Origin of the sequence: Phyllobacterium sp. SB3 (assembly GCF_040009165.1) — a bacterium.
Lineage (GTDB): Bacteria > Pseudomonadota > Alphaproteobacteria > Rhizobiales > Rhizobiaceae > Phyllobacterium.
On record NZ_JBDYKI010000002.1, the window covers coordinates 291826 to 316599 of the forward strand.

24 protein-coding genes are annotated in these 24774 nt (G+C 55.2%); 10 read left to right on the forward strand and 14 right to left on the reverse strand.

Translation table 11 applies throughout. The features are described 5' to 3' along the window. Window positions 1-479 precede the first annotated feature (479 nt). Window positions 480-1229 carry an SDR family oxidoreductase gene (locus ABKW30_RS07890; RefSeq protein WP_348598110.1) on the reverse strand — a complete coding sequence of 250 codons (750 nt, stop codon included), beginning with the start codon at window positions 1227-1229 and terminating at the stop codon, window positions 480-482. Between the two features lie 96 nt (window positions 1230-1325). Here ABKW30_RS07890 and ABKW30_RS07895 point away from each other — a divergent pair, with 96 nt between their 5' ends. Further along, entirely contained in the window at window positions 1326-2219 is an 894-nt protein-coding gene (locus tag ABKW30_RS07895) for a LysR family transcriptional regulator (RefSeq protein WP_348598112.1), read from the forward strand. A gap of 65 nt (window positions 2220-2284) precedes the next feature. Here the strand turns inward: ABKW30_RS07895 and ABKW30_RS07900 are convergent, their stop codons facing one another. The 4 genes from ABKW30_RS07900 to ABKW30_RS07915 all read right to left on the reverse strand — a co-directional run bounded on the left by ABKW30_RS07900 (window position 2285) and on the right by ABKW30_RS07915 (window position 5639). Next, complete coding sequence (locus tag ABKW30_RS07900; RefSeq protein ID WP_348598114.1) at window positions 2285-3058, reverse strand: alpha/beta hydrolase; 774 nt, start codon at window positions 3056-3058, stop codon at window positions 2285-2287. A 45-nt stretch (window positions 3059-3103) separates the two neighbouring features. Beyond that, entirely contained in the window at window positions 3104-3925 is an 822-nt protein-coding gene (locus tag ABKW30_RS07905) for an alpha/beta hydrolase (protein WP_348598115.1), read from the reverse strand. Window positions 3926-4241: 316 nt separating this feature from the next. Further along, window positions 4242-4484 (reverse strand): LysR family transcriptional regulator, encoded by a 243-nt coding sequence (locus ABKW30_RS07910; protein ID WP_348598116.1) that lies wholly within the window; start codon window positions 4482-4484, stop codon window positions 4242-4244. A 183-nt stretch (window positions 4485-4667) separates the two neighbouring features. Beyond that, window positions 4668-5639: an SDR family NAD(P)-dependent oxidoreductase gene (locus ABKW30_RS07915; protein ID WP_348598117.1), complete on the reverse strand. Its 972-nt coding sequence runs from the start codon at window positions 5637-5639 to the stop codon at window positions 4668-4670. Window positions 5640-5729: 90 nt separating this feature from the next. Between ABKW30_RS07915 and ABKW30_RS07920 the strand changes: the two genes are divergently transcribed. Further along, window positions 5730-6638, forward strand: coding sequence for an AraC family transcriptional regulator (locus tag ABKW30_RS07920; RefSeq protein ID WP_348598118.1), 909 nt, complete (start codon window positions 5730-5732; stop codon window positions 6636-6638). A 69-nt stretch (window positions 6639-6707) separates the two neighbouring features. On the opposite strand, the gene ABKW30_RS07925 is transcribed toward ABKW30_RS07920, so the two are convergent. From ABKW30_RS07925 to ABKW30_RS07940, 4 genes are all read right to left on the reverse strand, one after another. Further along, window positions 6708-6929, reverse strand: coding sequence for a hypothetical protein (locus tag ABKW30_RS07925; RefSeq protein WP_348598119.1), 222 nt, complete (start codon window positions 6927-6929; stop codon window positions 6708-6710). 128 nt (window positions 6930-7057) lie between these two features. Further along, a complete protein-coding gene (locus tag ABKW30_RS07930) occupies window positions 7058-7471 on the reverse strand; it encodes a cupin domain-containing protein (protein ID WP_348598120.1) in 414 nt (137 codons plus the stop codon). Between the two features lie 79 nt (window positions 7472-7550). Beyond that, the gene (locus ABKW30_RS07935; protein WP_348598122.1) at window positions 7551-8306 is read right to left on the reverse strand and encodes an SDR family oxidoreductase; all 756 of its coding nucleotides are present in this window, start codon (window positions 8304-8306) and stop codon (window positions 7551-7553) included. A 1085-nt stretch (window positions 8307-9391) separates the two neighbouring features. Next, a complete protein-coding gene (locus ABKW30_RS07940) occupies window positions 9392-9841 on the reverse strand; it encodes a carboxymuconolactone decarboxylase family protein (RefSeq protein ID WP_348598124.1) in 450 nt (149 codons plus the stop codon). Between the two features lie 219 nt (window positions 9842-10060). On the opposite strand from ABKW30_RS07940, the gene ABKW30_RS07945 reads away from it, so the two are divergent. The 5 genes from ABKW30_RS07945 to ABKW30_RS07965 all read left to right on the forward strand — a co-directional run bounded on the left by ABKW30_RS07945 (window position 10061) and on the right by ABKW30_RS07965 (window position 14728). Then, window positions 10061-10741, forward strand: coding sequence for an Rrf2 family transcriptional regulator (locus ABKW30_RS07945; protein ID WP_348598126.1), 681 nt, complete (start codon window positions 10061-10063; stop codon window positions 10739-10741). Next, window positions 10738-11418 (forward strand): response regulator transcription factor, encoded by a 681-nt coding sequence (locus ABKW30_RS07950; protein WP_348598127.1) that lies wholly within the window; start codon window positions 10738-10740, stop codon window positions 11416-11418. The genes ABKW30_RS07945 and ABKW30_RS07950 overlap by 4 nt, the downstream gene beginning before the upstream one ends. Before the next feature lie 83 nt (window positions 11419-11501). Then, a complete protein-coding gene (locus ABKW30_RS07955) occupies window positions 11502-11879 on the forward strand; it encodes a response regulator (RefSeq protein WP_348598129.1) in 378 nt (125 codons plus the stop codon). 86 nt (window positions 11880-11965) lie between these two features. Beyond that, window positions 11966-13678 carry an ATP-binding protein gene (locus ABKW30_RS07960; protein WP_348598131.1) on the forward strand — a complete coding sequence of 571 codons (1713 nt, stop codon included), beginning with the start codon at window positions 11966-11968 and terminating at the stop codon, window positions 13676-13678. Between the two features lie 708 nt (window positions 13679-14386). Beyond that, on the forward strand, window positions 14387-14728 hold the full coding sequence (locus tag ABKW30_RS07965) for a universal stress protein (RefSeq protein ID WP_348598133.1): 342 nt from the start codon (window positions 14387-14389) through the stop codon (window positions 14726-14728). Window positions 14729-15372: 644 nt separating this feature from the next. On the opposite strand, the gene ABKW30_RS07970 is transcribed toward ABKW30_RS07965, so the two are convergent. The 5 genes from ABKW30_RS07970 to ABKW30_RS07990 are packed head-to-tail and all read right to left on the reverse strand — an operon-like array spanning window position 15373 to window position 20390. After that, window positions 15373-16695, reverse strand: a complete 1323-nt coding sequence (locus ABKW30_RS07970; protein WP_348598134.1) for an aspartate aminotransferase family protein — start codon at window positions 16693-16695, stop codon at window positions 15373-15375. Beyond that, on the reverse strand, window positions 16692-17471 hold the full coding sequence (locus tag ABKW30_RS07975; protein ID WP_348598136.1) for an N-formylglutamate amidohydrolase: 780 nt from the start codon (window positions 17469-17471) through the stop codon (window positions 16692-16694). The genes ABKW30_RS07970 and ABKW30_RS07975 overlap by 4 nt, the downstream gene beginning before the upstream one ends. Beyond that, window positions 17471-18793, reverse strand: a complete 1323-nt coding sequence (locus ABKW30_RS07980; RefSeq protein WP_348598137.1) for a glutamine synthetase family protein — start codon at window positions 18791-18793, stop codon at window positions 17471-17473. The genes ABKW30_RS07975 and ABKW30_RS07980 overlap by 1 nt, the downstream gene beginning before the upstream one ends. After that, entirely contained in the window at window positions 18790-19437 is a 648-nt protein-coding gene (locus tag ABKW30_RS07985) for an isochorismatase family cysteine hydrolase (protein WP_348598138.1), read from the reverse strand. Before ABKW30_RS07985 ends, ABKW30_RS07980 begins: the two co-directional genes overlap by 4 nt. A gap of 2 nt (window positions 19438-19439) precedes the next feature. Beyond that, complete coding sequence (locus tag ABKW30_RS07990; protein WP_348598140.1) at window positions 19440-20390, reverse strand: MurR/RpiR family transcriptional regulator; 951 nt, start codon at window positions 20388-20390, stop codon at window positions 19440-19442. A 156-nt stretch (window positions 20391-20546) separates the two neighbouring features. Here ABKW30_RS07990 and ABKW30_RS07995 point away from each other — a divergent pair, with 156 nt between their 5' ends. Genes ABKW30_RS07995 through ABKW30_RS08005 form a run of 3 tightly spaced genes read left to right on the forward strand, consistent with a single transcriptional unit; the run spans window position 20547 to window position 24755 of the window. Further along, entirely contained in the window at window positions 20547-21716 is a 1170-nt protein-coding gene (locus ABKW30_RS07995; RefSeq protein ID WP_348598142.1) for an FAD-dependent oxidoreductase, read from the forward strand. Beyond that, on the forward strand, window positions 21716-23590 hold the full coding sequence (locus ABKW30_RS08000; RefSeq protein ID WP_348598143.1) for a branched-chain amino acid ABC transporter ATP-binding protein/permease: 1875 nt from the start codon (window positions 21716-21718) through the stop codon (window positions 23588-23590). Before ABKW30_RS07995 ends, ABKW30_RS08000 begins: the two co-directional genes overlap by 1 nt. Then, window positions 23583-24755, forward strand: coding sequence for an ABC transporter substrate-binding protein (locus ABKW30_RS08005; RefSeq protein WP_348598145.1), 1173 nt, complete (start codon window positions 23583-23585; stop codon window positions 24753-24755). The genes ABKW30_RS08000 and ABKW30_RS08005 overlap by 8 nt, the downstream gene beginning before the upstream one ends. Window positions 24756-24774: the final 19 nt, after the last annotated feature.

Here is a 24774-nt window from a genome sequence, read left to right on the forward strand (position 1 = left end):
CTGACCTCCACTATGCCGCCCTCCAAAACCAGATAAATTACCTCGCCATTTTTTGATGTCACCGTTTCACCCGGTTTACCTTCCCCTCGCACGATCCTGTTAAGTGTAGCATTGCGGACCGCATCAGTATCTTCTGCAAATGCACGTGTGCATTGACAGCTTATCATCACAGTACAAATCAGAAGGATAGCTTTTGCACTTGTTGGCACGGTATTTCCTTTATTAGCGCTCATGGATATCCGACCTGGATTGTCCGCTACGGTACATAATGAATATAGGATAATGCCTGCACTGCTCCCTTGGCAATGATGCGTCCAACGCCGCATCATTGAAGAATGCAGAGACCTCCAACGATGTTTTTGAATAGCTCAGACCAGACCCAAACAATCCACCCGGAATTACATGCGTTCATGAATGCCGGGTGGGCCTCACCAGGTGAAGTCAAACGGCGTAACTGTGTGAGCCAATCGCAAGCCGGGTCATGTCAGAGCCATGCCGCCATCAACGATCAATTCGACCCCATTGATGAAACTTCCTGAGGAAGACGCCAGAAATAATGCCGCACGCGCAAGTTCCTCTGATTCACCGAGCCTGCCTGCAGGGATCATTTCGGCCATCATCTGGGTAAAGCCCGGCCTCTCGGCTTCTCCAATACCCAATTTTGTCAGAATGGCGGTCTCGACCGGCCCGGGACTCAAGACGTTTACACGGATCTTTCGCGCTTTAAGCTCTAACGCCCAGTTACGTGCAAATGCTGCAATTGCCGCTTTCGATCCCGCATATACTGTATGTCCGTCAAGTACCTTCGTTGCCGCCATTGAACTTGTCAGGAGGATGTTCCCGCCATCACTTAGCAAGGGTGTTATTGCCTGCACGCCAAAGAAGACTCCGCGTGTATTAATCGCAAAGTGGCGGTCGTAATCCTCAAGCGTGACAGCATGAGACTTTTTGATGTTTATGTAACCGGCGTTCGCCATATAGATGTCCACGCGGCCAAACTCGAGTTCTACCTCTTTTGCAATTTGCCGGTGATGGGCCAAATCAGCGATATCTCCGCAAATTCCGATGGCATTCGAACCTATCTTCTTTAATGCTGCATCTATTGCATCTTGGCGACGACCGGTGATGATCACCTGCGCGCCTTCTTTTGCAAACAGTTGTGCTGTAGCCATTCCTATGCCGCTGTTGCCGCCCGTAATGACGGCCACTTTGCCCGCGAGACTTTCCATTATTTAGTTCTCCTTGTTGTCGCAGCAGAGATATTGTTGATGAACTTGCGTTATTAGAGGGGCATGACGAACATGACATATTCCCTGGAGGTTTGAATGGTGAGTCTGCTGACTGAGGCCTCCGGGCTTTTGGCGTTCGTGCGAACCGTCGAGTCGGGTACCTTCACGACGGCCGCCCGTGACTTGGGAACGAGTCCATCTGTTGTGTCGAAGGCTGTCGCGCGCTTGGAAAAACATCTCGGTGCAAGGCTGTTTCTACGATCTACAAGAGCCTTGCAGCTGACCCCGGATGGACAGGCCTTCTTCGACAGGATTGCACCACTTCTCAAAGAGATCGATGCTTCAGCCGAACCTCTTCAGCCGGAAGCTGAGCTGGCAGGAAGGCTTCGTATAAGTATTCCCAGTGAAATCGCGCGCTTTCTTATGACGCCTCTCATGGCTGAATTTGCCAAACGATATCCCCTTTTACATATGGAAATCGGCATTACCGACCGCTACGTCGATCTCGTAAGAGAGAATTATGATGTCGTCTTCCGCGTAGGAGAAATGAGCCACGGCGAGCTTATGATCCGGCGGTTGGCGAATATCCGAATGGTACTCGTTGCATCACCCGCGTTCCTCGCAGATCAGCGAATTCCACAGGAGATAGATGACCTTCGGAACCTTCCATTCGCGCAATATTTGGCCGGTGGCCAGTCACATTCAGTGCGATTTTCAAATGGCGAAACCATCGTTACCCATGGACGGGTCGCTTGTGACTCCGCCTATGGTCTGCGGGCCGCAGCTCTCGAAGGCATGGGAGTGGCTCATCTTATGAACTGCGTTGTCGCCGACGACTTGCGCGATGGCAAACTAATCCAAATTCTTCACAACGAACCTTTGCCGTCTTTGCCCTTCAGCGCAATTCACGCTTTTGGCAAAACCGTTCCCAATCGGGTTCGGTTGTTGTGCGACTTTGTCCAGGCGCAGACAAGGAGTTTCACGCACTGATGTCCCTATCTATCTCGACCCATACGCCCTGCATCGTGCGGATTCGAGCTGATGGATGCCACGCATCAATCTACCGAAGCTGCTTCTTCAATTATCCTGGTTACAACGTCCGGATGCGATGTCATCACAACGTGTGAAGCGCCCTTGACAACAACAGTCTCTCTTGCGTTGGCGCGCGCGGCCATCCACCCCAATGTCTTTGCCGGAATGTTTTTGTCCGCATCACCGTAAACGAACCAGCTGGGCTTGCTTTTCCAGGCAGCCTTTGTCGCCGATTCATTCAAAGCGCCAGCGGTGATCGGCCGTTGCCCGGCCGCCATCAGCCGCGCTTGGCTTTCGTTCAGATCTGCGGCGAACTGCAGATGGAATTTATCCCGAATAATATAAAGATCAGACTCACCACCCGGCAGATCGACGGGCGTGCCAAGCGCTGCACTCAAGGTGCTTCCTGGAAACTGTGAGGAAAGGCTTGCGGCGGTCTCCCCCACATCAGGAGCAAAAGCCGCGACATAAACAAGCGACTTTACATTGTCTGCCGAGGTTGCCGCCTCACTGATGACATTACCGCCGTATGAATGGCCAACGAGAACCACGGAAGTCTTGATCGAGGCGACGATCCGCGCAATGTATTCAGCATCACCTTTAACGCTGCGAAGTGGATTCGATGCAGCTACGACAGAATAGCCATCCTTCTCCAACCGCTCAATAACTCCAGTCCAGCTTGATGCATCGGCAAATGCTCCGTGAACCAAAACAATGGTGGGCTTGTTGTCTGCTGCAAAAGCCGCGGAGGCGTTGACAAGTGCCGCTGTGATCAAGCCGGAAAGGAAGGTTTTCATAAAACAACTCTCTTCATTTTTCTTTGAACAATGATGTAGCCGTGTTCAGCTTTTGATAAAATCCAGAAGGTCGGGATTGATCGTTTCGGCATGGGTCGCGCACATACCGTGTGGAAAGCCCTTGTAGATTTTGAGGCTGCCCTGCTTCAGAAGCTTCACCGATAGTAGTGCGGAATCGTCAACGGGCACGATCTGGTCGTCATCACCGTGCATTACGAGCGTTGGCACTTCGATGTTCTTCAGATCGTCGGTAAAATCCGTCTCCGAAAATGCCTTGATGCAATCGTACTGGGCCTTGGCGCTTCCCATCATCCCTTGTCGCCACCAGTTGAGGCGCAGTGGATCTGATATTTTTGACCCTTCACGATTGAAGCCATAGAAGGGTACGGGAAAGTCCCAGAAAAACTGGGAGCGCCCGTTTGATAATTGTGCGCGCAACCCATTCAATACGTCAATTGGCAGGCCGCCAGGGTTGGCAGCCGTTTTTACCATAATTGGAGGAACGGCTCCGATCAGAACGAGTTTGGCTACACGACCTTTTCCATATTTTGCGACATACCGAGCGGCCTCGCCGCCACCCGTTGAATGGCCAACATGAACAACGTCGCGCAAATCGAGCGATGCTGCCAATTCCGCAAAGTCCGCAGCATAGGTATCCATGTCATTCCCTGTTGCGGTCTGACTGGATTTCCCGTGTCCGCGACGATCATGGGCGATGACTCGGAAACCCTTGTCTAAAAAATAGAGCATTTGTGTATCCCAGTCGTCACCTGAGAGCGGCCAGCCATGATGGAAGACAATCGGCTGACCCTTGCCCCAATCCTTGTAGAATATTTCTGTACCGTCTTTGGTCCTGATAGTGCTCATGACTTGTGCTCTTTCGTGCTGGCTATTGGAATTGACAAGGGTTGAATCGGGCGCACTCATTGCCGACGAAGGGAGAGAAAACATTCCGAACGCTCCTAAAAGCAGCGCCTCCCTGCGAGACACTTCAGTCGGTCGAAAAGATAGAGGTCCGGTCATTACGAAATCTCCTTCACCGCGGGCCGAACGCGCGGACTGAGCTGCAGGAATACCCTGCGTTCCGCATCTGTGTTCGGTGGACACGGCACGCACCAAAACACTAGCGCCGGTTCCGGTTACAAACATCCCATCCATTGGTTTGCATGGCTCATACCAAAGTTCAGAATCTGCAAGGAGAATTGAAATAGAGCAGCTTTATCCGGCCGCTCGTGCCGGATAATAGAACGCCGCGCGTATTGCGATCAAAGAGGATGGCACAGGGATTTGTCTCAAGCGCCTTGATCCGGATGCTGACGCTCGACTGGCTGGTGCCGAACGCCAGCGTAGCACGATGGAAGCCGAGATATTCCGCAACGGCAAGCATCCGGACCAGCGCAATCATCGGGATTCGACCACTACTCAATCAGAAGTACTCGACTGGCAGTGCCTGTTCCCTATTGATATCAGGACGGATCCGCCTCCGCGTTGTTCATGCCCTGCTTCCTGGAGATCAAGGCAACACATGTCTCTTCAACTCGACGAGAAACGCATTCGGGAATTCGCCGGGAGCGTGTGCCTCCGTTCTCCGGCGTGCGTTCAAACCCGCTCACATGAAGCGCTGCGGCACCTCGCCTGTCAGTCGGAGGGTTTCCGTCCACAGCGCCTCGGCCAACTCCGGATCAGCGGAATAAGGGCGGACGCCGAATCTGCCTTCTGTTTCGATCGGGGCGATGTCGCTGTCCTCGCAATATACCCCCCCGATACGAGCCAGCTCCGGTGCAGTGGCGCACCAGACCATTGTGGCCGCGCCTTGCGCGAAATTTTTCTTGTCATTGGCCGGGTCGATCAGCGGCGTTCCGTCAGGATTCAATGCGCCGTAAGCTTCCAGCTCATCACGGCTGGCATGTTTTGCCAGATTGCCGAGGATTGAGCCGGGATGCACCGAATAGGAGCGGATGCCATGGTTTCGTCCCCTGGAATCCAGTGCCAGAGCGAAGAGGGCGTTGGCAGTCTTCGACTGGGCATAGGCAGCGACCTTGTCGTAGGGACGGCGTATGAAATCCAGATCCGTCAGGTCGAAACCCGGCAGCAGATGACCGCGTGAGGAAAGCACCACGACCCGAGCCTCGTTGGCCGCCTTCAGCGCTGGCCAGAGAGCGGCGGTCAGCCGGAAATGGCCGAGATGGTTGGTGGCGAACTGGCCCTCGCGCCCGTCGGGGTCGCGGAAGAGCGGCGTAGCCATGATCCCGGCGCTGAGGATCAGTAGATGCAGTGGCTCGTCACCGGCGAGGAACGCATTTGCAAAGGCGCGGATTGAGGACGGATCGGTCAGCTCCATCGCCGCAATTTCGACCCCGGCGATCCCCGACAGAGCCTCGCGCGCCGCGGCTGTGTTGCGCGCCGGAACGATGATCCGGGCACCGAGCCCTGCCAGCACGCGCACGGTCTCCAGCCCGAGGCCAGAGGCCCCGCCAGTGATGATGGCTGTCTTGCCGGAAAGGTCGATGCCGCGGGCGACTTCCTCGGCTGTGGTGAAGGGAGTGTGGGGAGTGCCTAGCGGCTTTTGCATCGGGTTCATCTGTTGTCTCCTGTTTTGCTATGACAGAGATGGCGCGAGATGGGCGGATAATCTATACTCGAATATCCTGAGTTCTGTTGAGATCATCCGATGTCGCTGCCCGATGACCCGCTTTCCCAACTGTTGCGCCTGGCCGGTGTGCAAGCCGCCGTCTCGACCGGGCTGAAGGCGCGGGGCCGGTGGGCCGTGCGGGTTCCGCCCCTCCCGACGCTGAAATGCAACGTGATCCGTCAGGGTGATTGTGCGCTCGAGATGGAGGGACGGCGCTGGCAACTGCACACCGGCGACTGCTTTCTGGCGGCGCCGGGACTATCGTTTACTATTGGCACCGACCTCGACCGTCAGGCACGCCCGGCAGAAGAGGTTTTTGCAGATTGCAAGGACGGCCTCATCGCGCGACTGGACGCAGGGCCGGGGCCAGATTTCCTTTGCCTCGGTGGGCGCATGGACCTGCCGCCTGCAGCGGCACTGCTGGTCGAGGCGCTGCCGCCGGTAACGGTGATTCCGGCCGGTAGTCCGGTGGCGCTGCGGATCGGCTGGCTGCTCGACCGGCTGGAGGAGGAGGGTCGCGCCGCAGTGCCCGGATCAGCCGCTATGGCGACACAGATCATGCAAATAGTGTTCATCGAGTTGATCCGCGCCCTGCCCGAGGGCGGCGGCAAGGGGTGGCTGGCGGCGCTTTCCGATCCGCGCATCGGCCCGGCGCTTGGAGCGATACACCGTGATCCAGGTCGGGCATGGCGGTTGGAGGATCTGGCAGCGATCAGCCATCTGTCGCGGTCACAGTTCTCGGCTCGGTTCCGGCAGGCCGTGGGCCGCGCGCCCATGGATTATCTGCTACATTGGCGAATGGTTTTGGCGCGTCGGGCGCTGACCCAGCCGGGAGTCCCGGTCGCTGCGGTGGCCGCGGATCTGGGCTATGCCTCGGAAAGCTCTTTCGGCGTGGCCTTCCGCCGGGTGACCGGCACCACCCCGCGACAAGCCTCGCGGGCCGCCTGATTTTTTCTGCGGACCATGTCACATTCTGCCCGGCAGTTCCGTCATTACGGTATCGGACCTTCAAGGAGACTAACTTGCCTGCCACATGACAGACCATTTCAAACACGCCAAGCCGGCTTCAAGTCGCTGTTCTTGCTGGAAGCCGCGATCAAGACAAGCACACCAGAGCCGAAGTTTCTGCATCTGGTCAAGCTGCGTGCCAGCCAGATCAACGTCTGTGCCTTCTGTCACTGTGTCCAGCGCCGAGATCCGACCAAGATCTACATCGTTTGGCAAAATGCTCTCTGCCAACAGAACTCCCGCCAGGGCGATGAAGAGTGCCGGCCGAGACAATGCAGCCGGCACGAATAATTGGCAAGGTCATCACCGCAGAGGTAAACAGGCCGATATGCATATCCGACCAACCGCTCTCGTCGCTCTTATTTGTACGGCAGAACGAGTTCCTGTTCATTGGTGTCAACAACAAACACGGCCAGAAGCCGGGCACGTTCTTTTGAGCTTGCGTTCTCGCTGACGCCGTGGCGGTCACCGGGATATTCAGAGAAGCTTTCGCCAGCGAAGTAGACCTTGACAGGCCCGTCGTTGACTTGACTTTTTATAGCTCCTTCAAGAACGGTTGCGTAAATGAAAGCTGAACTTGGGTGCGTGTGCGCTGCCGAATATCCGCCTGGTTCGTATTCAACCAATACTCCTTTCAGACTTTTCCCCGGTACATTCGGAAGTTTACGATCATAGACAAGCTTGACGTTCGAAGCTTTGTCTGACTCGTGAGCGGCGGCGTTGGCAACGACAAAAACAATCATCGCAGTGGATGCCAAGATGGTTCTAAGCATTTGGGTTTCCTTAAATTGATTTGGAACCAGGCGAGATGACCGATTAATTGGAGGTCACCTCACAAGTATTGATTGCGGATCATTTTGCTTGCCGGGAGTGGCGGAACCATTCCTCAAAGCCGATTGTTCCCAAGCGTGCACCCTCATCAGGCACAAGCGACCGATCATTCAATTCGGCACCAAAATACCGCGCGGCGGCGTCAGCCTCGATAGTCCGCGGATCATTGGTTGCTTCCAGATACTTGCCAACAAGGTCACTGAGGCGAATGCGCTCGGGACCGGCAATCTCTACCGTCCCGTTGAGAGGTTTTCCGAGCGCGATATCCGTCATCGCATCAGCAACGTCGTCAGATGCGATAGGCTGAACATACGCAGGCGAGAGATGAACGGTCGTACCGGTCGTTCCTGAATCGGCGATGCCCTTCAAGAATTCCATAAACTGCGTCGAATGTACGATTGTATACGGCGTTGGCGATGCTTTGATAAGTCGCTCCTGAGCAAGCTTGCCGCGGAAATAACCGCTTTCCTGCAAGCGTTCCGTTCCTACTACCGATAGCGCAATGTGATGCCTCACTCCTGCTTTGGCTTCAGCAGCAAGAAGATTCCGCCCTGCAGTTTCGAAGAATTCGAGCACGGCTTTGTCTTCGAATGACGGAGAGTTGGCGAGGTCAAGTACAACGTCTGCACCAGTCAGCGCTTCTTGAAGTCCCTCTCCAGTAACCGTGTTCACGCCCGAGTTTGGAGAAGCCGCAAGTACGTCGTGCCCTCGCTCTCTCAAGCGTGCAACAGTCTTTGATCCAATAAGGCCGGTCCCGCCAATAACAACTATTTTCATTTCAATTCTCCTTGTCGAGGCCTGCGCCTCCGCGTTACGTTTCCGGGAGCATGATCGCTGGGTGGTTAATCGCTTAATTGAGATCGGTTTTATCCAGGCCGAACCTGGTGACTGCAGAGCCTGGAGCATCGCGACATCCACGCTGAGATCCGAGATTTCCGTCCCGGAGATGTTGATCCATGCCAAGCCTGTTCGACAGCGAGGAATTGACGGTGTCGAATTGTTCTTGCCAACCCGTCATTGCGCAGTTCGCGTTCGACAGGCAGGTTGGAGTGTACTTTGAACAAGAAATGCAGCCACTCTGCTGTAATCGGTTCGGTTCTTCGATTGTTCTTTCGCGGATATCAACCAGCAACTCAGTGGAGTTTCCGAAAAGGTCTTGCAATCGCTCTGCATGATTTACACGTTGTGTCATACTCATCTCCATCGTTTTGGGATTGAGGGGATCAAAGTGATCGCAATGACAATGACGGGAGAGAGGACTTCGTTCTATCGTGCGGAAGTTGCATTGATCTAATCAACTGGGTTAGCTGCCATATTCTAAAGTTTAGACAAGTGACGCAGAGGTTTTGACTCCGAAGGGCGAAAGGCGTGCAGCGGGGCTTGGGGATCATTCGTTTCGAGCTGAATTTGCATTCGACGCAGCCCTATTCGAACAAAAGCATCAATCTGACTGGCGCTCACCGGGCCGGCAAATTTGCTGTCATGTACGGTGAAACGTCGAGGGACGTGTTCGGAACAACCACGAGGGGGCCGATTGCGCAATCCTGGGTGACGACCAAATCCTGATATTCCGGATAACAGTTGGCGAACCTGACCATGAAGCTGCAAGCAGGCCACACCTTGCGCCCACTCTGACGTATCAGGTCAAATACACCTTTAGCCAACATCGCGCCGATGCCTTCACCAGAATACCGGAATGGAACTTCAGTCTAGACGTGGACTACAACTATACCGCTGCAACAAGGTCACCGGCTATCGGCATTTCGAAGCGACGATGGAGCAGGTTATTTTCTATAGGTGCGTCAGCGAGCATCATTTACTCCGTTCCGGCAGGTATAATGTCCAGCCAGGTGATGGCAATATCAAGCTGCGGTGTGCACCGAATGGCTTGCCCGTGCAGAAATCTGCAGCCGGTTCCAAAGGTTGATCGCGCCAATCAGCACAGTCAAGTAAACGAGTTCGGTTTCATTGAACTGCTCTTTCACCAGTTCGTAAACTACGTCCGGAACCCGGGTGTCAGCCACGAGTGTCAACGATTCCGTCCACGCAAGAGCGGCTCTCTCTCTATCTGTATAAAGCGGGGATTCCTGCCACGCATCGAGCATGAATAAACGCATCTCGGTTTCACCTTGTGAACGTGCTTCACTTACATGCATATGGATGCAGTAAGCACAGCCATTAATTTGGGAAGCCCGTAGCTTGACGAGTTCACCCAGGCCGCGCTCGAGTCCACCTCCGCTGATAGCGTTTTCAAGATCCAATAGTGCTTTGACAAGGAGCGGGGCAGTTTTGAAAGGCATGAAGCGAGGCATCGTTACTATCCTTCTTTAAAAGCATCGAATGCATCCATCATGAGCTTCACCGGTGGCTGCCGCTATCATACCGGGTTGTCATTTGAACCGTGCTTTCGTTTAGGTTCCTGTGCTCGATTATCCTGTTGATACTCCCGGCTGATCTGTTCAGGCCGATAACGACTATTGATTAGAGGCGGCATATGGAAATTTATAACACGAACGTGTATTAGAGGTGTTATGAAAGCACTGCGAACCAAGTCCGGAAAGGTAACGGAAGTGGCCGTTGCAGAAGGCACTGCGCGATCACCGAGCCTCTACGGCGTTGCCGTCGAGTATGGAATTCATTGCATGGTCTGGCTGATCAAACCACGGGCAAAGCCTGTGAGTAGCCGTGATCTTGCCGAGTTGCAGGGAGTTCCAGCCGCTTTGATGGCCAGGATCATGCCAAAGCTGGAGAAGGCCGGGCTGGTTGTTTCCACGAGTGGCATCAATGGTGGCTACCGGCTTTCAAAAAATCCACAGGACATATCCGTTCTTGAAATCGTCGATGCCGTTGATGGGCGAAAGAAGGTTTTTGACTGCAAGGAAGTGCGCACGAAATGCGTTTTGTTCGGGGGCGATGCGCCGACCTGGATGACCCGTGGTGTATGCGGCATCCATGCAGTTATGCTTCGGGCAGAGAAAAGCATGCGGGCAGAGATGGCCCGAACGACACTCGAAGACCTTTCCAATGCATTCAGCTTTCGGGCACCTGCCGAGTTTGGCGAAGAGGTCGGTGATTGGCTCGATAATCGCGCAACGACCAGGGAAGTTACACGTATTTCAGCCGTTAAAAACAGTTCGAGGAAAAAGGCGCGCGGACCGATCGGACCCGGCAGCCTAAAAGGTACAGCTGCTGCACGCAGGAGGATGAAATGAGCATAAGTTCTTCGGAGAATGCTGTTGGCACCATTGAAACCCGGCGCGAGCCGCAAGCGACAGTTCTGGTAGTCGACGATGACGACGCTGTTCGATTTTCAATATGCGAGTTGCTGGAGTCCGTTGGCATTGAGGCCATTGGATTCGCATCGACGCAAGCACTTATGAATGCCGAGGTTCTCGGGCGGCCAGGTTGCATCATACTTGATGTCCGCATGCCAGGCGCGAGCGGACTGGATTTCCAGAATTATCTTGCCACAAACGGAATTTCCGCCTCCATTATCTTCCTTACTGGACACGGCGACATACCGATGACAGTTCAGGCGATGAAGGCAGGAGCACTAGAGTTTTTAACAAAGCCTGTTCGGGACCAGACATTGTTGGATGCTGTCAACACCGCCATTGAAATCGATAGGGAAAAGCGCGCCCAGCAAGCAACGGCCAATGCCAACATTGCACTTTACGCGACTCTAACACCACGCGAACGGCAGGTAATGGAAGCTGTAGTGAAGGGTGCTTTGAGCAAACAGATTGCGTTTGAGCTCAACATTTCAGAAATTACCGTGAAACTTCATCGCAGCAGTGTGATGCGAAAGATGAAAACACCATTCGTTACCCATCTTGTGCGCGCTTGGCAGTCCATACCTGCGGATATACGCCATGACTATCCAGCCTAAACCTTCGTATAGGTTTGATAAAGCCGTCACCGGGCAGATACTTAAACCCTGTGACGAGAGTACGGCATGCGAAAGTCTTCGAATTGACCCCTTCACCCACCATTGCAGTCGTCGACGACGACATAGGAATCTGCGAAGCGCTTGCCGAACTACTGGAAGTTCTCGGCTTTCAATGCGAGACATTCGAGCAGCCCGATGACTTCCTTACTGCAAATGTGAATGGGGCATTCGATTGTCTGATTACGGATTTGAACATGAAGGGCATGAACGGGCTGGAGTTGCAGAAGAGACTCGTCTCCACCAACCCACAACTGCCCATAATCTTCATGTCCGCCCAATCGGCTTCTGAAGCGAGATCACAAGCGCTCCGATCCGGAGCGATCGCTTTTCTGGGCAAGCCGATCAACGACGAGGTTCTTTACAGGCATATCGTTTCGGCTCTCAATCGAGGATCGGTCTGACTGCGAAACGGAGCCCGTCAAAGTGCCAAAGCAATTTCAACCAGCTTGTTTTCGCGATCGGCCATCGCTTGACAAAGAGGTCGCCATTGAAAGCAGTCGATTTTCCTGACGGGGCAATGCAAAAGCCCCAGGAGCCGGAGAGCAGGCCAATTGCTTATTGGCAACTCGGCATTGCACGTGCACGTGCTTTGCTCAAAGATATGGATCCAAAGAATCCCGATGATGGCCAGGAATGGCAGCCAGATCACCTGGACATGCTGCTTGCCACTGTACAGATCGTGGATGCCAACGATGAGGCCATTCGATTATTTTGCCTGCCGGCCGAGCGGGACCGCATTATAGACCGGCCCATCACCAGTCTGTGGCCGGAGCAATCGCGTGCCGCACTCGGTGACTTGCTCACCACTATCGTTTCCAGCAACCATACAGGTCCGGTCACTCGGGAGATTCCGGTGGTCGACCAATTGCAGCAAGTCGTCTTGACAGGATGGAGAGCGTTTGATCCGAGATGTTCAGATACCGTCTTCGTCCGTGTCAGCGCTGTGCTGAACACGCCGCGGGCGGTTATCGAACTCGAAGCAAGCCAAAACCGCTACCGGAATCTGATTTCTTCGCTTCCCATTCCTGTCTGGCAAATTGATGCCCGTCCAGCTGGCCGTATCTTTGACCGTCTGAGAGCGGGCGGCGTTACCGACATGGCAGCATATTCAGATCAACACCCGGAAATAGTCGAACTGACGCACGACATTGTGCAGGTATTTGACGTCAATAACGAAGCAATGGTTCTGTTCGGTGGCAAGCATCGCTCGGATTTCATAGGGTCGGTTAAATACCTGTTTTCAACCACCCCGGGTGCAGACAAACGAGTTATGCTCGCTCACGCGTCAGGTGCCAGAAACCACGTCGAAGAGTTGAAAGTCAGAACGTTTGACGGCCGGGTACTTGATGTTTTGTTGTTAATGACATTCCCTGTCCCCGGTGAACGCCTCGACACGACGATCCTTATGATGATCGACAATACCCCAAAGCTGGAAGCCGAAAGCAAGTTGCGAAAAGTCGAATCGGATCTTTCCCATGCGGCAAGACTTTCGACTTTGGGAGAAATGACGACATCAATCGCTCATGAGATAAAACAGCCGCTCTCGGCGATCTTGATGAATGCACAAACCAGCTTGCGTTATCTCAGGCGCGATGAACCAAATCTGGAAAAGGTGGACCGCCTGACATCGCGTGTCATAGAGAGCGCTCAACGTGCAAACGATATAATAGGCAGGATTCAGGACATGGCAGACAAGCGCACTGCCAGTCCTGTCGCTCTTGATCTCAATGATATCGTGCGCCAATGCGTCGTGTTCCTTCGCCACGAAAGCGAAGAGAAGAATGTTGCGGTTAAAATGAAACTGCAAGCCGACCTGCCGGCAATCAGAGGCGATCGCATTCAGTTGCAACAGGTTATCGTCAATCTGATGGTCAACAGCATTCAGGCGATGAGAGATGCGTCAAATATCCATCGCGAAATACACCTGGAAACCAATGTCATTGAGAATGGCCGGGTTGCCTTTTCGGCCAGAGATACCGGAACGGGGATACAACACGATCACATGGATAAGATATTTGACGGGTTCTTCACCACGAAAGAAGGTGGGCTCGGAATTGGACTCGCAATATGCCAATCCATCATCAAGGCTCATGGTGGGCAGATATCTGCACACAATCACCCGCAAGGTGGTGCTGTATTCTCCTTTTCGATACCATTGGCTGTCGACTCCGGGATGATACCGGCCGCTGATGGGTTCTGAACCCGTCCTGTCCTTAAGTACGGGATCATTCAGTCTCACGTATAATATAATTCCTCATCTTGTTGCTCAATCTTCCAGCATGCCTTTTCAATGCTTACGGCAACGAACCAGGCCATCAGTCAGGTGTTTGTCTCGGTAACATTGATGACATGAGACACACGATGTATTCCGTAAAGATCGTGATGCAAATTGACGGCAAATCCGGAATCGGCAGACCAATTGGTCAGGAAACACATATGACGTTTAAAACAATCGTTGTGTTCGTTGACTTCTCACCATCCGGAGATGCACGCACACGCTACGCAGTGGACCTTTGCTCACAGGTATATATCCCACACCCTCAGGCTTGATTTACAGCCGCCACGATACCTGCGTTCGTAGGGAGGCTGCCATTCGGCATCTTATAGACCGGAGCAATATCGAAAACACCTTGGCTTCGAACTCTGCAAACCAACAGTTTCAGACCGCGACTGCACGCGAGACGATGAGCTTTGAATTATTGAAGATAATGAGCATGTAGATTCTGCAGAGCTTCATTCGTTACATGCGGATCTCATTATCGTCGGTAACCTTGGCAGTACGCCAGTTCAGAGTTGGTCCCCCCCGAGAAACTGTTGTTCGCCACTGGCGTTCCGTTGTTGATCATTCCTGCGGATTGGACTCAGCCTGGAATTGGCGACCACATTCTGCTGGCGTGGAATGCAAGTCGTGAGGCACACGGAGCACCCGGATTCCCTCCCGTTTCTCACAACAGCGCAGTCAGTTACGATTGCCATTGCAGATTCGGAAAAAAACTCAGGATATGGGGCTGAACCCGGCGCAGACCTTGCAACCTACCCAAGTCGGCATGGCGCGAATGTGCAGGTGGAACAACTTTATTCAAATGGAACTCCAGTCGCGGAAACACAGAAAAGTGCCGCTCTCAGGAATAAAGCCGACTTGCCCGTTATCGGTGCTTACAGTCATTCCAGGATCAAGGAAAAAATCTTTGGTGGTGTGACGGATTGGCTGCTCGATGACCCAACAATTCCACTTTTGGTTGGCCACTGACTGCCAGGTCCCGGGCACCGCAACACGCGCACCAAATATAGGCGTTGTAATCCTTTAGCTACCTTAACCAGGACTGACGTATAATTACGGCCAGAAGTTCATTGAGCTATATTTCGATAAAGCGGTGTCCTCCCCTCCATACCGCTTACGGACTTTGGTCCGGTTAGGGCCGCCTTCTCGCAGGCGGCCCTCCTTTTAACCAGCTCAGTGGTCGGCTGCCGCATTTGTTGATCCAGGGAGCAATATCGTGAAAGGTTGAAGTCAATGAGTGTGCTGCTGATTTCTCTGCTCTTCAATAGTTTGCTTTGGTTGGTATGCCTGTGCTTCCCCACGTCAGTAGCATTGTCACCAGGAAGACCATCCGGTCTTTGCTGCAACGATCTCCGGCAGCTGTCGAACCGGGGATCGCAGCTCTCCTTCGCCACCACTTGCATCCTACATCGAAATTACAGAGCCAGCGACTGCCGGCGTGATTGCGTTGATCGCCAGATTTGCTCTATGGGCTATGTTCCTTAACGGGACGAGGATTATATCCTGATTTTCTGCATCAAGGGCCGATGCGGGGCGCGATCTCCCGTGACTCGAAAGCGCAAAACATACCAGCCACTGGAACCACGACTCTACCCTTTACCCGGTTTCGCCGACTACCACATGATAAACGGTGCAACCGATTCATCGCTTACCTTGCCATCAAGCACATCACCAATTGCCCTGTCGACAATATCAATGCCTTCACAGGCCTCCTTCTCGGTCAATGTGAGCGGCGGCATGAACTCAAGGACATTTGCTTTTAGCCCGACATAACTGAAAGCTGCGCCAAGTTCATATCCGCGGTAGATGATCTTCGCCGTTGTCGAGGCCGGAACGGGTGTCCTGTTTTTCGGATCGACTACCAGATCGATACCCACAGCGAGGCCGCGGCCGCGCACGTCGCCGATAATTGGATATTTAGCCGCCAGAGCGCAGAGCCCGTCCGAAAACAGCGCGCCTGTGGAACTGGCACGCTCAGCGAGTTTCTCTGTTTCTATCGCGGCGAGAACTGCTCTGCCTGCGGATGTAGCCACCGGGTTTCCGGCCGTTGTCTGCAGGGCAAATGCCGGAGCATGATCCATTATGCGCTGCGGACCGACCACGGCGGACAGCGGCAATCCCCCGCCAAGCGATTTTCCGAAAACAATCATATCCGGCTCGAGGCCTTCATGCTGGAAACAATGCGTCAGGCCGCTTCGCGCCAGTCCGAGCTTTACCTCATCCACGACGACCATAATCCCGTGGCGTCCGCATCGCTCTTGCAAGGCCGATAGAAACCCCGGCGGAGGCAGAATAATGCCGCCATCGGACAGGATGGGTTCCAGGAAGATTGCCGCGACCTGCTCAGGCGGGCACGTCGTTTCGAATTGGTAGTCGAGCAGTGCCAGCACCGCTTCGGCAGAGAATTGCGGACGGAAGGTATCCGGAAAGGGCAGAAGCAGAAGACCCGGCCGGGGCAGGGTATGGGTCATGGCCGTGTGACCGCTTATTCCCATCGAACCGGAAAGGTTGCCATGATAGGAGCCGATGAATGAGATGAACCTCGGGCGTTTTGTTGCAGCGGCCAGAACCCTGACTGCACAATCATTGGCGTCAGATCCGGAATGGCCAAACCATACGCGGCGCTCGCCCTTGCCCGGCGTAATGCGCAGCAGCTCTTCCGCAAGCGATACCGCAGGTTCATTCGGGTAAAGCAGAAGACTGGCGCCGGCCATGCTGCGAACAGATTTCTCGACGGCTTCGACAATAGCCGGGTGGCTATAGCCAAGAATTGCCGCTCCGGCAGAACCGGACAGGTCAAGTACCGACCTTCCGCCTTCCTCAATCAATCTGTTTCCGGCACCGCCAACAAGACTCAGCGGAGAAAACCGCAACCGGCCGATTTGCGCAATCGCATGCGCATCTCTTTCACGCAGTGATGGGCCGGTGGTGCTCATTTACCCGCATCTCCGCTTTTTCTCAGAGCTGCGAAGAGTTTTTCCGTCCAGAGGGAAATACCGTCCGCATCAGCGAGAAGGTCCTGGCGCACTTCAATGAGAATTGCCGGGTAGTTTCGATCCTCGCCATGCACCGGAACGGCATAGTCGTCATTGCGATCGATCACATAGGGGACGTTGAGGTCAACGGTCAGGGATGTATCTTCGCGCAGGCTGGCAACGATACTTTCCGCATAGTCACGGGATTTGCCACAAAGGACGCCCGCATGCCACGGCCTCTGCTTTCCGTAGAATACAGGTGTGAACGAATGTATGCCAACGATACGGCTGCGCCTGCCGGCCTTTTCGCGCTTGTCGAGATGAGCGCTGATACAGTCATGAAAAGGATGGAAAATCGCATCGGCGCGGCGCTGACGCTCCAGCGGATCAAGGCGTAGATTGCCGGGTATATCGGTACTCTCGGAACGCTGAGGAATGCTGGAGCCGCTGTCGAGCGGCCGGTTGAGATCAATCAGCAGACGCGAATAGGTGCCAAGGAACGCCGGTGCATCCAGCAGGGCTGCAAGCGAACGCGTGATCCCGGCTACGCCAATGTCCCAGGCGATGTGACGCTGAAGATCCGGTGCAGAGACACCAAGGCTGCGATATTCCGCCGGAATATGGTTCGAGGCATGCTCGCATGTGAGGACAATATCGGACAGGCCGGATTCATTGACGACCTCGACCGGGTCCGGCCAATCCATGGGGGGAACAGGTTTGGGAGTGGCGATATCCATCAGTAAAGCTTCCGGTATGTATCGCATACCTCGTCGGCAGGCTTGTCGGCGAACTTTTCGATTTCTGCCTTTTTCACTCCGGCGAAAGTTTCGATGAATTCCGGCGCGAACCATCCCGTCACAATCCGGTCTGCCAGCAGTGCATCAAGAGCAGCATCCAGCGTTTCCGGAAGGCGTACGAGGCCAAGGGATTTGAGCGCGGTTTCGTCCATGACCGATGGGTCGCCAGTTACCAGCGGCGGCGTTGGCAGGTTCGCGTTCAAGCCTTCGAGTCCCGCACGGATGATCACTGCCAGTGACAGGTAGGGATTGCCCGTTGCATCCGCCGCGCGGTATTCGATGTTGAACTGCCGGGCAGGATCGCGGCCACCGATCGAGACCGTTGGACAAATGCGCAATGTTGCTTCGCGGTCCTGATCGGCAAGCCAGGTATAGGATGAACTCCAGCTATGCGGTTTCAGTCGGTAGTAGGACGAAACACTTGCTGCCGTCATTGGCGTCAGCGCTGGCAGATGCCGCAGGACACCTGCACAGAAAGCCCCGGCTTTTGCCGAAAGCCGTCCCGGTCTCGCTGGATCGTAGGTCGCGGGATTTCCCTCGCTGTCAATGAAGCTGAAGTGGATATGCACGCCATTGCCCACTGCCAAAGGGGCAGTCTTCGGAGCGAAACTTGCTCGCCATCCGGTATTGCGGGCCGTTTCGCGCGTAATTTCGCGTATGGCCACAGCACGGTCAGCTGCATTGAGGGCATCTGTCGGCGCATGGGTGACTTCGAACTGGTCCTCACCAAATTCGGCAATAATCACTTCGGGCGCGATCCCTGCTTCTTCCAGTGCCGCCATCAGTTGCGGAGCAAATGGATCGGCGCGGCGCAATGCCTCGAAGGACAATGAATGCGATGACGGGAACCCGCCATCAAAAATCTGAAACTCGTGTTCGAATGTCGCAATAACCGACAGTCCGGTGGCCTTTTTCAAAGCGGCAAGAGCATCCCGCAACATCGTGCGGGTGCAGCCCAGCCATGGTGTGCCGTCCAGCTGGACGATATCGCCAAAAACCAGATCAAAAGGTGTCGCCGAGCCCGTTTTTCCGGTGCGGAAGCGAGCGCCCATATCGGGCAGTATACGCAAATCTCCCGACGAACCCCATGGATTGGGATCGGCGATGGCATTGAACGGCGTCAGGGACAGGTTTGCCTGTAGCCAGCCAATGCCGGTCGCCGCAAGCCTTTCGAGCTTGCTTTCCGTCACCGACCGGCCACGTGTTATTGCCGCAAGGTCGGTGGTTACGATTGAAACAAGCGGTTCCCAGGCCGGGGTCATTTGTTGCGCTCCAGATTGGACAGGCGCTCGACCACCGTATCGGTATCGCTGACCCAGCAATATCCGCCAAAGGCCTTCAGCGCAGTATCGTGACGCTCCCGGGTTGCCGATGCGCAGGCATCGGAGACGCAGGTCACCAGATATCCGCGATCGGCTGCATCGCGCACGGCCATGTCGACGCACTGGTCCGTCATGATGCCGGTAATAATCAACTGCCTGATGCCGAGATTCTTCAATACGTAGTCGATATTCGTGGAGTTGAAGACGCCGGATGATGTTTTTGGCAGCATGATCTCGTCGCCGGCCGGTGCCAGCGCTGCGACCGGCAGCCCTTCGGGCCTGCTGGGAGCTATATGGATCGGCGTCAACTTGTGATCCAGCGAACAATCGCGGCCGTCTTCCGTCAGGCTCTGGATGATCGTGTGCAAGACCTCGACGCCGCTGGCGCGTGCAGCAGCCAGCAAGCGTTCGTTGTTGGGGATCGTCTGGCCGGCCGTCTGCCTGTAGAAATAATGGTCCGGTCCGCGCTCCGGATGTGAGGCATCCAAACCCGGTTCGAGCCATACCCGTTGCAGGTCGACGAGCAGCAATGCGGTTTCGCCAGCCACATAGGGTGCGTCGCGGCGGATGGTACTCTTCGTCATGTTCACTGCTCCTGCCTGGATGTTTTTGGTCCGGGAAAATTGCGGCTATCGGCTTTCGGCGATTTTGCCAGCCGGGCCAGCGCGCGGGCATTGTCGAGTGTCACGGCATTATCGCGCCGGATGTCCTCAAGCCGTTCAATGCGATTGCGCGTCGCGTCATTCATATTGGAGAGCATGTTGGCGACAAGTGCCTCTACCTGGGCGATGGCGGGTGCAAGCGTGTCATAAGGCGAGGCAACTTCAAGCGGGCTGACGATTGTCACTTCGGCATATTGCGCGATCGGGGACAGCCACGGATCAGTGAACAGCACAATGCGAACGCCGCGGCTTGCGGCCTGTTCGGCAAAGGCAACCACATCGAGCTGATAACGCCGGTAATCGAAGACGATCAGCACATCGCGCCTGTCGACATCGATCAGTGTATCGAAGGCAGTCGCCGATATGGCCCCCAGCTCGACTATTCCCGGGCGGAACTGCACGAGATAGCCTGCAAGCATTCCGGCAACATGGCGGCTGAAACGCCCGCCAAGGAGGATGACCCGACCCTTTGACTCCGTAACGAGCCTTGTGGCCCGGTCATATGTCGAGGCAGGTGTGGTAGACATCGCCTTGTCGAGACTGTCCATTACCGAACGCATGTAAGACAGCGCCGGACCGTCGTCCTTGCCTGTTCCGGTGTGATCGTGGCGCTTGGCTTCCATCATCAGGAGCGGCGAATGCAGGCGGGATTCAACCTCGGCGAGCAGCTTCGACTGGAAATCCGGAAAACCGTCAAATCCCAGTTTCATGACCAGCCGGACCACCGTTGGATCGCTTACTCCAGCCTTTCTCGCAAGGCTTGTCGCCGTGCCCAATCCGGATGTCGGATAGTCTGTCAGCAACAGCTGAACGATCTTTTCTTCGGAAGGCGTGAAGGCGGCGTCCCCGCGCAGAAGCAAATCCCTTATGCTCAATCGTTTGGCCTCCCCAGGTCGCTGCAGCAGGTTGATGTGTTGAAGATAAAATTACAGATATTTTATTTTAGGTCAACTATGAAGAGATATTGACATTGGTTATTTTCTGGCCTTACCATTTGGGGCAATGCAGCAACAAGGCTCGGGGAACAGACAATGAGCACAAGCAGCGATGTACTGATTATTGGTGCCGGTATCGTGGGGTCGAGCGCCGCCTACTTCCTCGCCCGGTCCGGATTATCGACGACGCTTGTTGACCGTGTTCATCCGGCAGGCGGCCCGACAGGCAAGTCATCGGCCCTGCTGCATGCCTTCTATCTGATGCCGGAATTGTCCCGTCTTGCCCTGCGCGGACGTGAGATACTTGTCGGGCTTCCCGAAATCGCCAACGGCAACAGTTTTGTCACGCAAGTCGGCATGATGTGGGTATGCGGAGAAGACAGCAGTGCTGCATGGACTGGAGCCGCAGAGCGCATTCGCGGGCAGGGCGGCCAGATAGAAACGCTTTCGCCGCAGGAGTTCACATCCGCTGTTCCGGCCTTCTCCGATGACCGGGTGGCACTTGCGCTTTGGGAGCCGGAATTTGGCTATGCCGATGCATTCGGTGCAACCAATGCGCTGGCAAATGGTGCTCGAAACGAGGGAGCAACGCTGTTGCAGAACACCTCGGTAAAGTCGCTGGCCGTTCGGAACGGCAAAGTCACAGGCGTAGTTCTTGAAGACGGAACCACATTGAATGCCGGCAATATCATCATGGCGGCCGGTCCATGGACGCGAGCACTGCTTGCCACGGCAGGATTGCAATTGCCGCTGCATGTAGAGCGCCATCCCATGGCAGTGCTGGACGCGGGCGGAAAGGCACGAAGCATCATGCCATTCGCCTGGTGCGACGACATCAATTGCAATTATGCGCGTCCTGACAATGACGGTGTCATTCTGGCTGGCAGCTGGGCCGGCGGGGGGACCGGCTTGCGTCATGAAACTGCGGAGCGGCCACGTTCGGTTACGGATCCCGATCATTACATGGAGGGCGTGGAAGAGGCTGAATCGGTCGAGATACTAAAAACGTTTACGACCCGTGTTCCGGCCATGCTCGATCTTGGCATTCGTCCCGGCTATGCGGGCCTTTACGATATGAGCCCGGATGATCTGCCGATCATCGGCAAAATGCCAGGTATAGAGGGCCTCTACATATCTGCAGGTTCATCCGGCCATGGTTTCAAGACCGGACCTGCCGTAGGGGAGGCGCTTGCAGAGCTCCTGATCCGCGCCGATGAGAGTTTGCTGAAACCGTTTTCGCCGGAACGTTTTGGAGGCGCGGCCTGATGGAAAGAACGGGCGCAAGCAAGAGCTTTGCCATTCCCGCCGCGCTCAAGGTTGCCTGGGCCGATGTTCTGATAATGGCGCTTGCGATCCTTCTTGTTTCAACGCTCTCCCAATTATTCGCGGGGCCAGCATCGCAACGCGTGGTAACCTATGCCGCAATCATGCTGACAGCCGTCGTGGGCCTGCAGATATTTTCCGGCAATACCAGCATTGTTTCCTTTGGTCATTCGGGTTTTCTCGGGCTCGGCGCTTATATGACTGGCATCCTCACCATGCCGGAAGCGTTGCAACGCACTGCACTGAAGGAGCTTCCTTCCATACTGGCGGGTTATCACCTGCCGTTCTTTACGGCATTGGCGATCGTTCTGCTGGTTGCAATCATTGTCGGCCTGATTACCGGAATGCCATTATTGCGGCTTTCGGGCTCCAGTGCATCCATCGCAACGCTCGCCTTGCTGATCATAATCTACACGCTGCTCGTGGGTGGCCGGGAGATCACACGCGGCAGCCAGCCATTCTATGGTGTGCCACGCGATGTTGGATTGTGGACTGCAACCCTGCTTGCTGTCATCGCGCTTGGCGTGGCCCGGATTTTCCGCGAGTTACCGCTTGGTCTGGCAGCTCGGGCCGCCGCCAATGACGAACGCGGAGCTGCGGCTGTCGGGGTAAATCATCGCATTGCCTACCTTTGCGCCTGGGTCACCAGCGTCGTCATATCCATGGCGGCAGGCGCAGCGCTCGCCCAGTTTCTCGGTGCGTTCTCACCCAAGGATTTCTACTTCGAGTTAAGCTTTACCCTGCTTGCCATGCTCATTGTCGGCGGCATGAATTCCTCACTGGGCGCTTTTGCAGGCGTGGTCGTGACCACGATCATCATTGAAGTCATCCGGCGCTTCGAAGGCGGAGGCACTCTTTTTGGATTTGACCTGCCAGCACTTTTCGGCCTCACGCAGGGCGCACTGGCAGTCATCATCATTCTGATTATCTGGAAGCGCCCGGAAGGTCTGCTTGGCAAGGGCGAGCTAAACATACTCAAACGCTTCCCGAAATTCGTTCAGGTCACCCCGAACCCGACGCCGGCCGAACCAACGGGCGTGACGGCTATCGGTTCAAGCAACCTGACGCGCCGCTACGCCGGAGTTGTTGCTGTCGAAGATATTACACTGGAATTTCGTCCGGACATGATCACCGGCATTATCGGCCCCAACGGAGCCGGCAAGACGACATTTATCAACATGATGGCAGGCGATGTCGTTCCAAGTTCCGGCAGTGTCCATATCGGGTTGCAGCAAACGCCTCCCGAGACTTTTGGTTTTGCGCGCGCGGGAATTGCCCGTACATTCCAGAATATCCGCATCTTCCCGAACATGACCGTCATGGAAAATGTCGTTGTCGCCGCACGTCAGGTCGAGCCTTCGCTTATGGCTGCCGAGGCGGCAGCAATGGCGGAACTCACGCGGATGGGTCTGCAAGACCATGCGCAACGACATGCGGCAGGTCTCGCCTATGGATTGAGACGGCGTCTGGAAGTAGCACGGGCCCTGGCCCTGAAGCCGCGTTATCTGCTGCTTGACGAGCCGGCGGCAGGGATGAATGCGGTGGAAACGGCAGAGTTGATTGCCATTCTCGCAGCGGTTCGCTCCGAGCGAAAACTTGGCATCATATTGATCGAGCATGATATGCGGCTGGTGATGAACCTGTGCGAACGCATCGTCGTGATCGATCACGGGAGGGTCATCGCCGATGGCTCGCCCGTCGAGGTGCAGAACAATCCGGCAGTCATCGCAGCTTATCTCGGCAGCCGCAGCATTCGCAACCAAAGCCAAAACATAGCTGAAACCAAGAAAAACAAGGGGATTTATCACAATGTCTGACCTGTTACATGCAAGACGTGCACTCCTGACAGCGGCCATCTTCGGCATCGCGGTTGCCGGCTCTGCCTCCGCTCGCGCCGAGGATATCATCATCGGTGCAGCCACTGCCCAGACCGGCGGTCTGGCACCCTTCGACCAACCTGCGCTTGCCGGTTTCCGCATGGCAATCGACGAGATCAATGCCAAGGGCGGGATGGCGGGAAAATACCCGGTAAAACTGCTGATAAAGGATACCCGCTCCGATACCGCCCAGACGGCGACCGTAGCGCAGGAACTTATCGATGCCGGTGCCAGGGTCATGATTACACCCTGTGATGCAGATCCGTCGATTTCAGCGGGCCAGCTTACCCAGCCGCTGGGCATACCGACAATCACATTGTGCGGATCGGCACCGGTTCTGCCCGGTGCTGTCGGCGATGTGATGTTTGGCAGTTATCCGGCGGATAATATCCAGGCTGCCGCCATCGCCGAATTTGCCATCAAGGAAGGCAAGAAGTCGGCCTATCTGCTTACGTCCCCCGATGCCACCTATCTCAATCTTCCGGAATATTTCGGTCAGGTGTTCGAGAAGAAAGGTGGCAAGGTCACAGGGCGCGGCACCTTCACCATGAACCAGCCGGACTTTTCGGCAGAGGTTACGAAGATCAAGAATCTGGCCGAAAAACCCGATGTCATCATGACATCGGCCTATGAGCCGGATTTCCCGGCCTTCATACAGCAGCTGAGAGCTGCCGGTGTGACAATTCCCGTTTATGGCGCTGATGCCATTGGCACGCCGACGATCAAGGGATTGGGCAGTTTGGTCGATGGCGTGATTTTTACGGCGGCGGGCTATGCCTTGCCCGGCAGCAAGCTTGAAGGCTTCAACGATGCCTTCACGAAAAGTGCCGGTCATGCGCCGGAATCCACCTATGAGGTCAATGGCTACGAGATCGGCTATATTATCGATGCAGCGGTCACCGCTGCCGGATCGGCCGATCCGGCAGCTATCCGTACCGCAATAGCCGGGCTGAAGGATTTCGAGGGCGTAACCGGCAAGATTACCTATGCAGGAACCACGGGCATGCCGCTGCGCGCGGTGGTGCTGATGCGGTACGAGGGCGGTGAGCCGAAATATGTAGATGCAGTCACACCTGCTGCTGACGATGTTCCAGCTCCCTTGTGAGTGCTGTGCAGGAAAATGA

Excerpts from the sequence above, each read along its gene's own strand:
- ABKW30_RS07895 (WP_348598112.1), top strand. The coding sequence starts at position 1,326 with ATGGTGAGTCTGCTGACTGAGGCCTCCGGGCTTTTGGCGTTCGTGCGA.
- ABKW30_RS07930 (WP_348598120.1), bottom strand. The coding sequence starts at position 7,471 with ATGCTTAGAACCATCTTGGCATCCACTGCGATGATTGTTTTTGTCGTT.
- ABKW30_RS07945 (WP_348598126.1), top strand. The coding sequence starts at position 10,061 with ATGAAAGCACTGCGAACCAAGTCCGGAAAGGTAACGGAAGTGGCCGTT.
- ABKW30_RS07970 (WP_348598134.1), bottom strand. The coding sequence starts at position 16,695 with ATGAGCACCACCGGCCCATCACTGCGTGAAAGAGATGCGCATGCGATT.
- ABKW30_RS07940 (WP_348598124.1), bottom strand. The coding sequence starts at position 9,841 with ATGCCTCGCTTCATGCCTTTCAAAACTGCCCCGCTCCTTGTCAAAGCA.
- ABKW30_RS08000 (WP_348598143.1), top strand. The coding sequence starts at position 21,716 with ATGGAAAGAACGGGCGCAAGCAAGAGCTTTGCCATTCCCGCCGCGCTC.
- ABKW30_RS07915 (WP_348598117.1), bottom strand. The coding sequence starts at position 5,639 with ATGAACCCGATGCAAAAGCCGCTAGGCACTCCCCACACTCCCTTCACC.
- ABKW30_RS07980 (WP_348598137.1), bottom strand. The coding sequence starts at position 18,793 with ATGACCCCGGCCTGGGAACCGCTTGTTTCAATCGTAACCACCGACCTT.
- ABKW30_RS07905 (WP_348598115.1), bottom strand. The coding sequence starts at position 3,925 with ATGAGCACTATCAGGACCAAAGACGGTACAGAAATATTCTACAAGGAT.
- ABKW30_RS07975 (WP_348598136.1), bottom strand. The coding sequence starts at position 17,471 with ATGGATATCGCCACTCCCAAACCTGTTCCCCCCATGGATTGGCCGGAC.
- ABKW30_RS08005 (WP_348598145.1), top strand. The coding sequence starts at position 23,583 with ATGTCTGACCTGTTACATGCAAGACGTGCACTCCTGACAGCGGCCATC.
- ABKW30_RS07995 (WP_348598142.1), top strand. The coding sequence starts at position 20,547 with ATGAGCACAAGCAGCGATGTACTGATTATTGGTGCCGGTATCGTGGGG.
- ABKW30_RS07920 (WP_348598118.1), top strand. The coding sequence starts at position 5,730 with ATGTCGCTGCCCGATGACCCGCTTTCCCAACTGTTGCGCCTGGCCGGT.
- ABKW30_RS07900 (WP_348598114.1), bottom strand. The coding sequence starts at position 3,058 with ATGAAAACCTTCCTTTCCGGCTTGATCACAGCGGCACTTGTCAACGCC.
- ABKW30_RS07890 (WP_348598110.1), bottom strand. The coding sequence starts at position 1,229 with ATGGAAAGTCTCGCGGGCAAAGTGGCCGTCATTACGGGCGGCAACAGC.
- ABKW30_RS07950 (WP_348598127.1), top strand. The coding sequence starts at position 10,738 with ATGAGCATAAGTTCTTCGGAGAATGCTGTTGGCACCATTGAAACCCGG.
- ABKW30_RS07985 (WP_348598138.1), bottom strand. The coding sequence starts at position 19,437 with ATGACGAAGAGTACCATCCGCCGCGACGCACCCTATGTGGCTGGCGAA.
- ABKW30_RS07935 (WP_348598122.1), bottom strand. The coding sequence starts at position 8,306 with ATGAAAATAGTTGTTATTGGCGGGACCGGCCTTATTGGATCAAAGACT.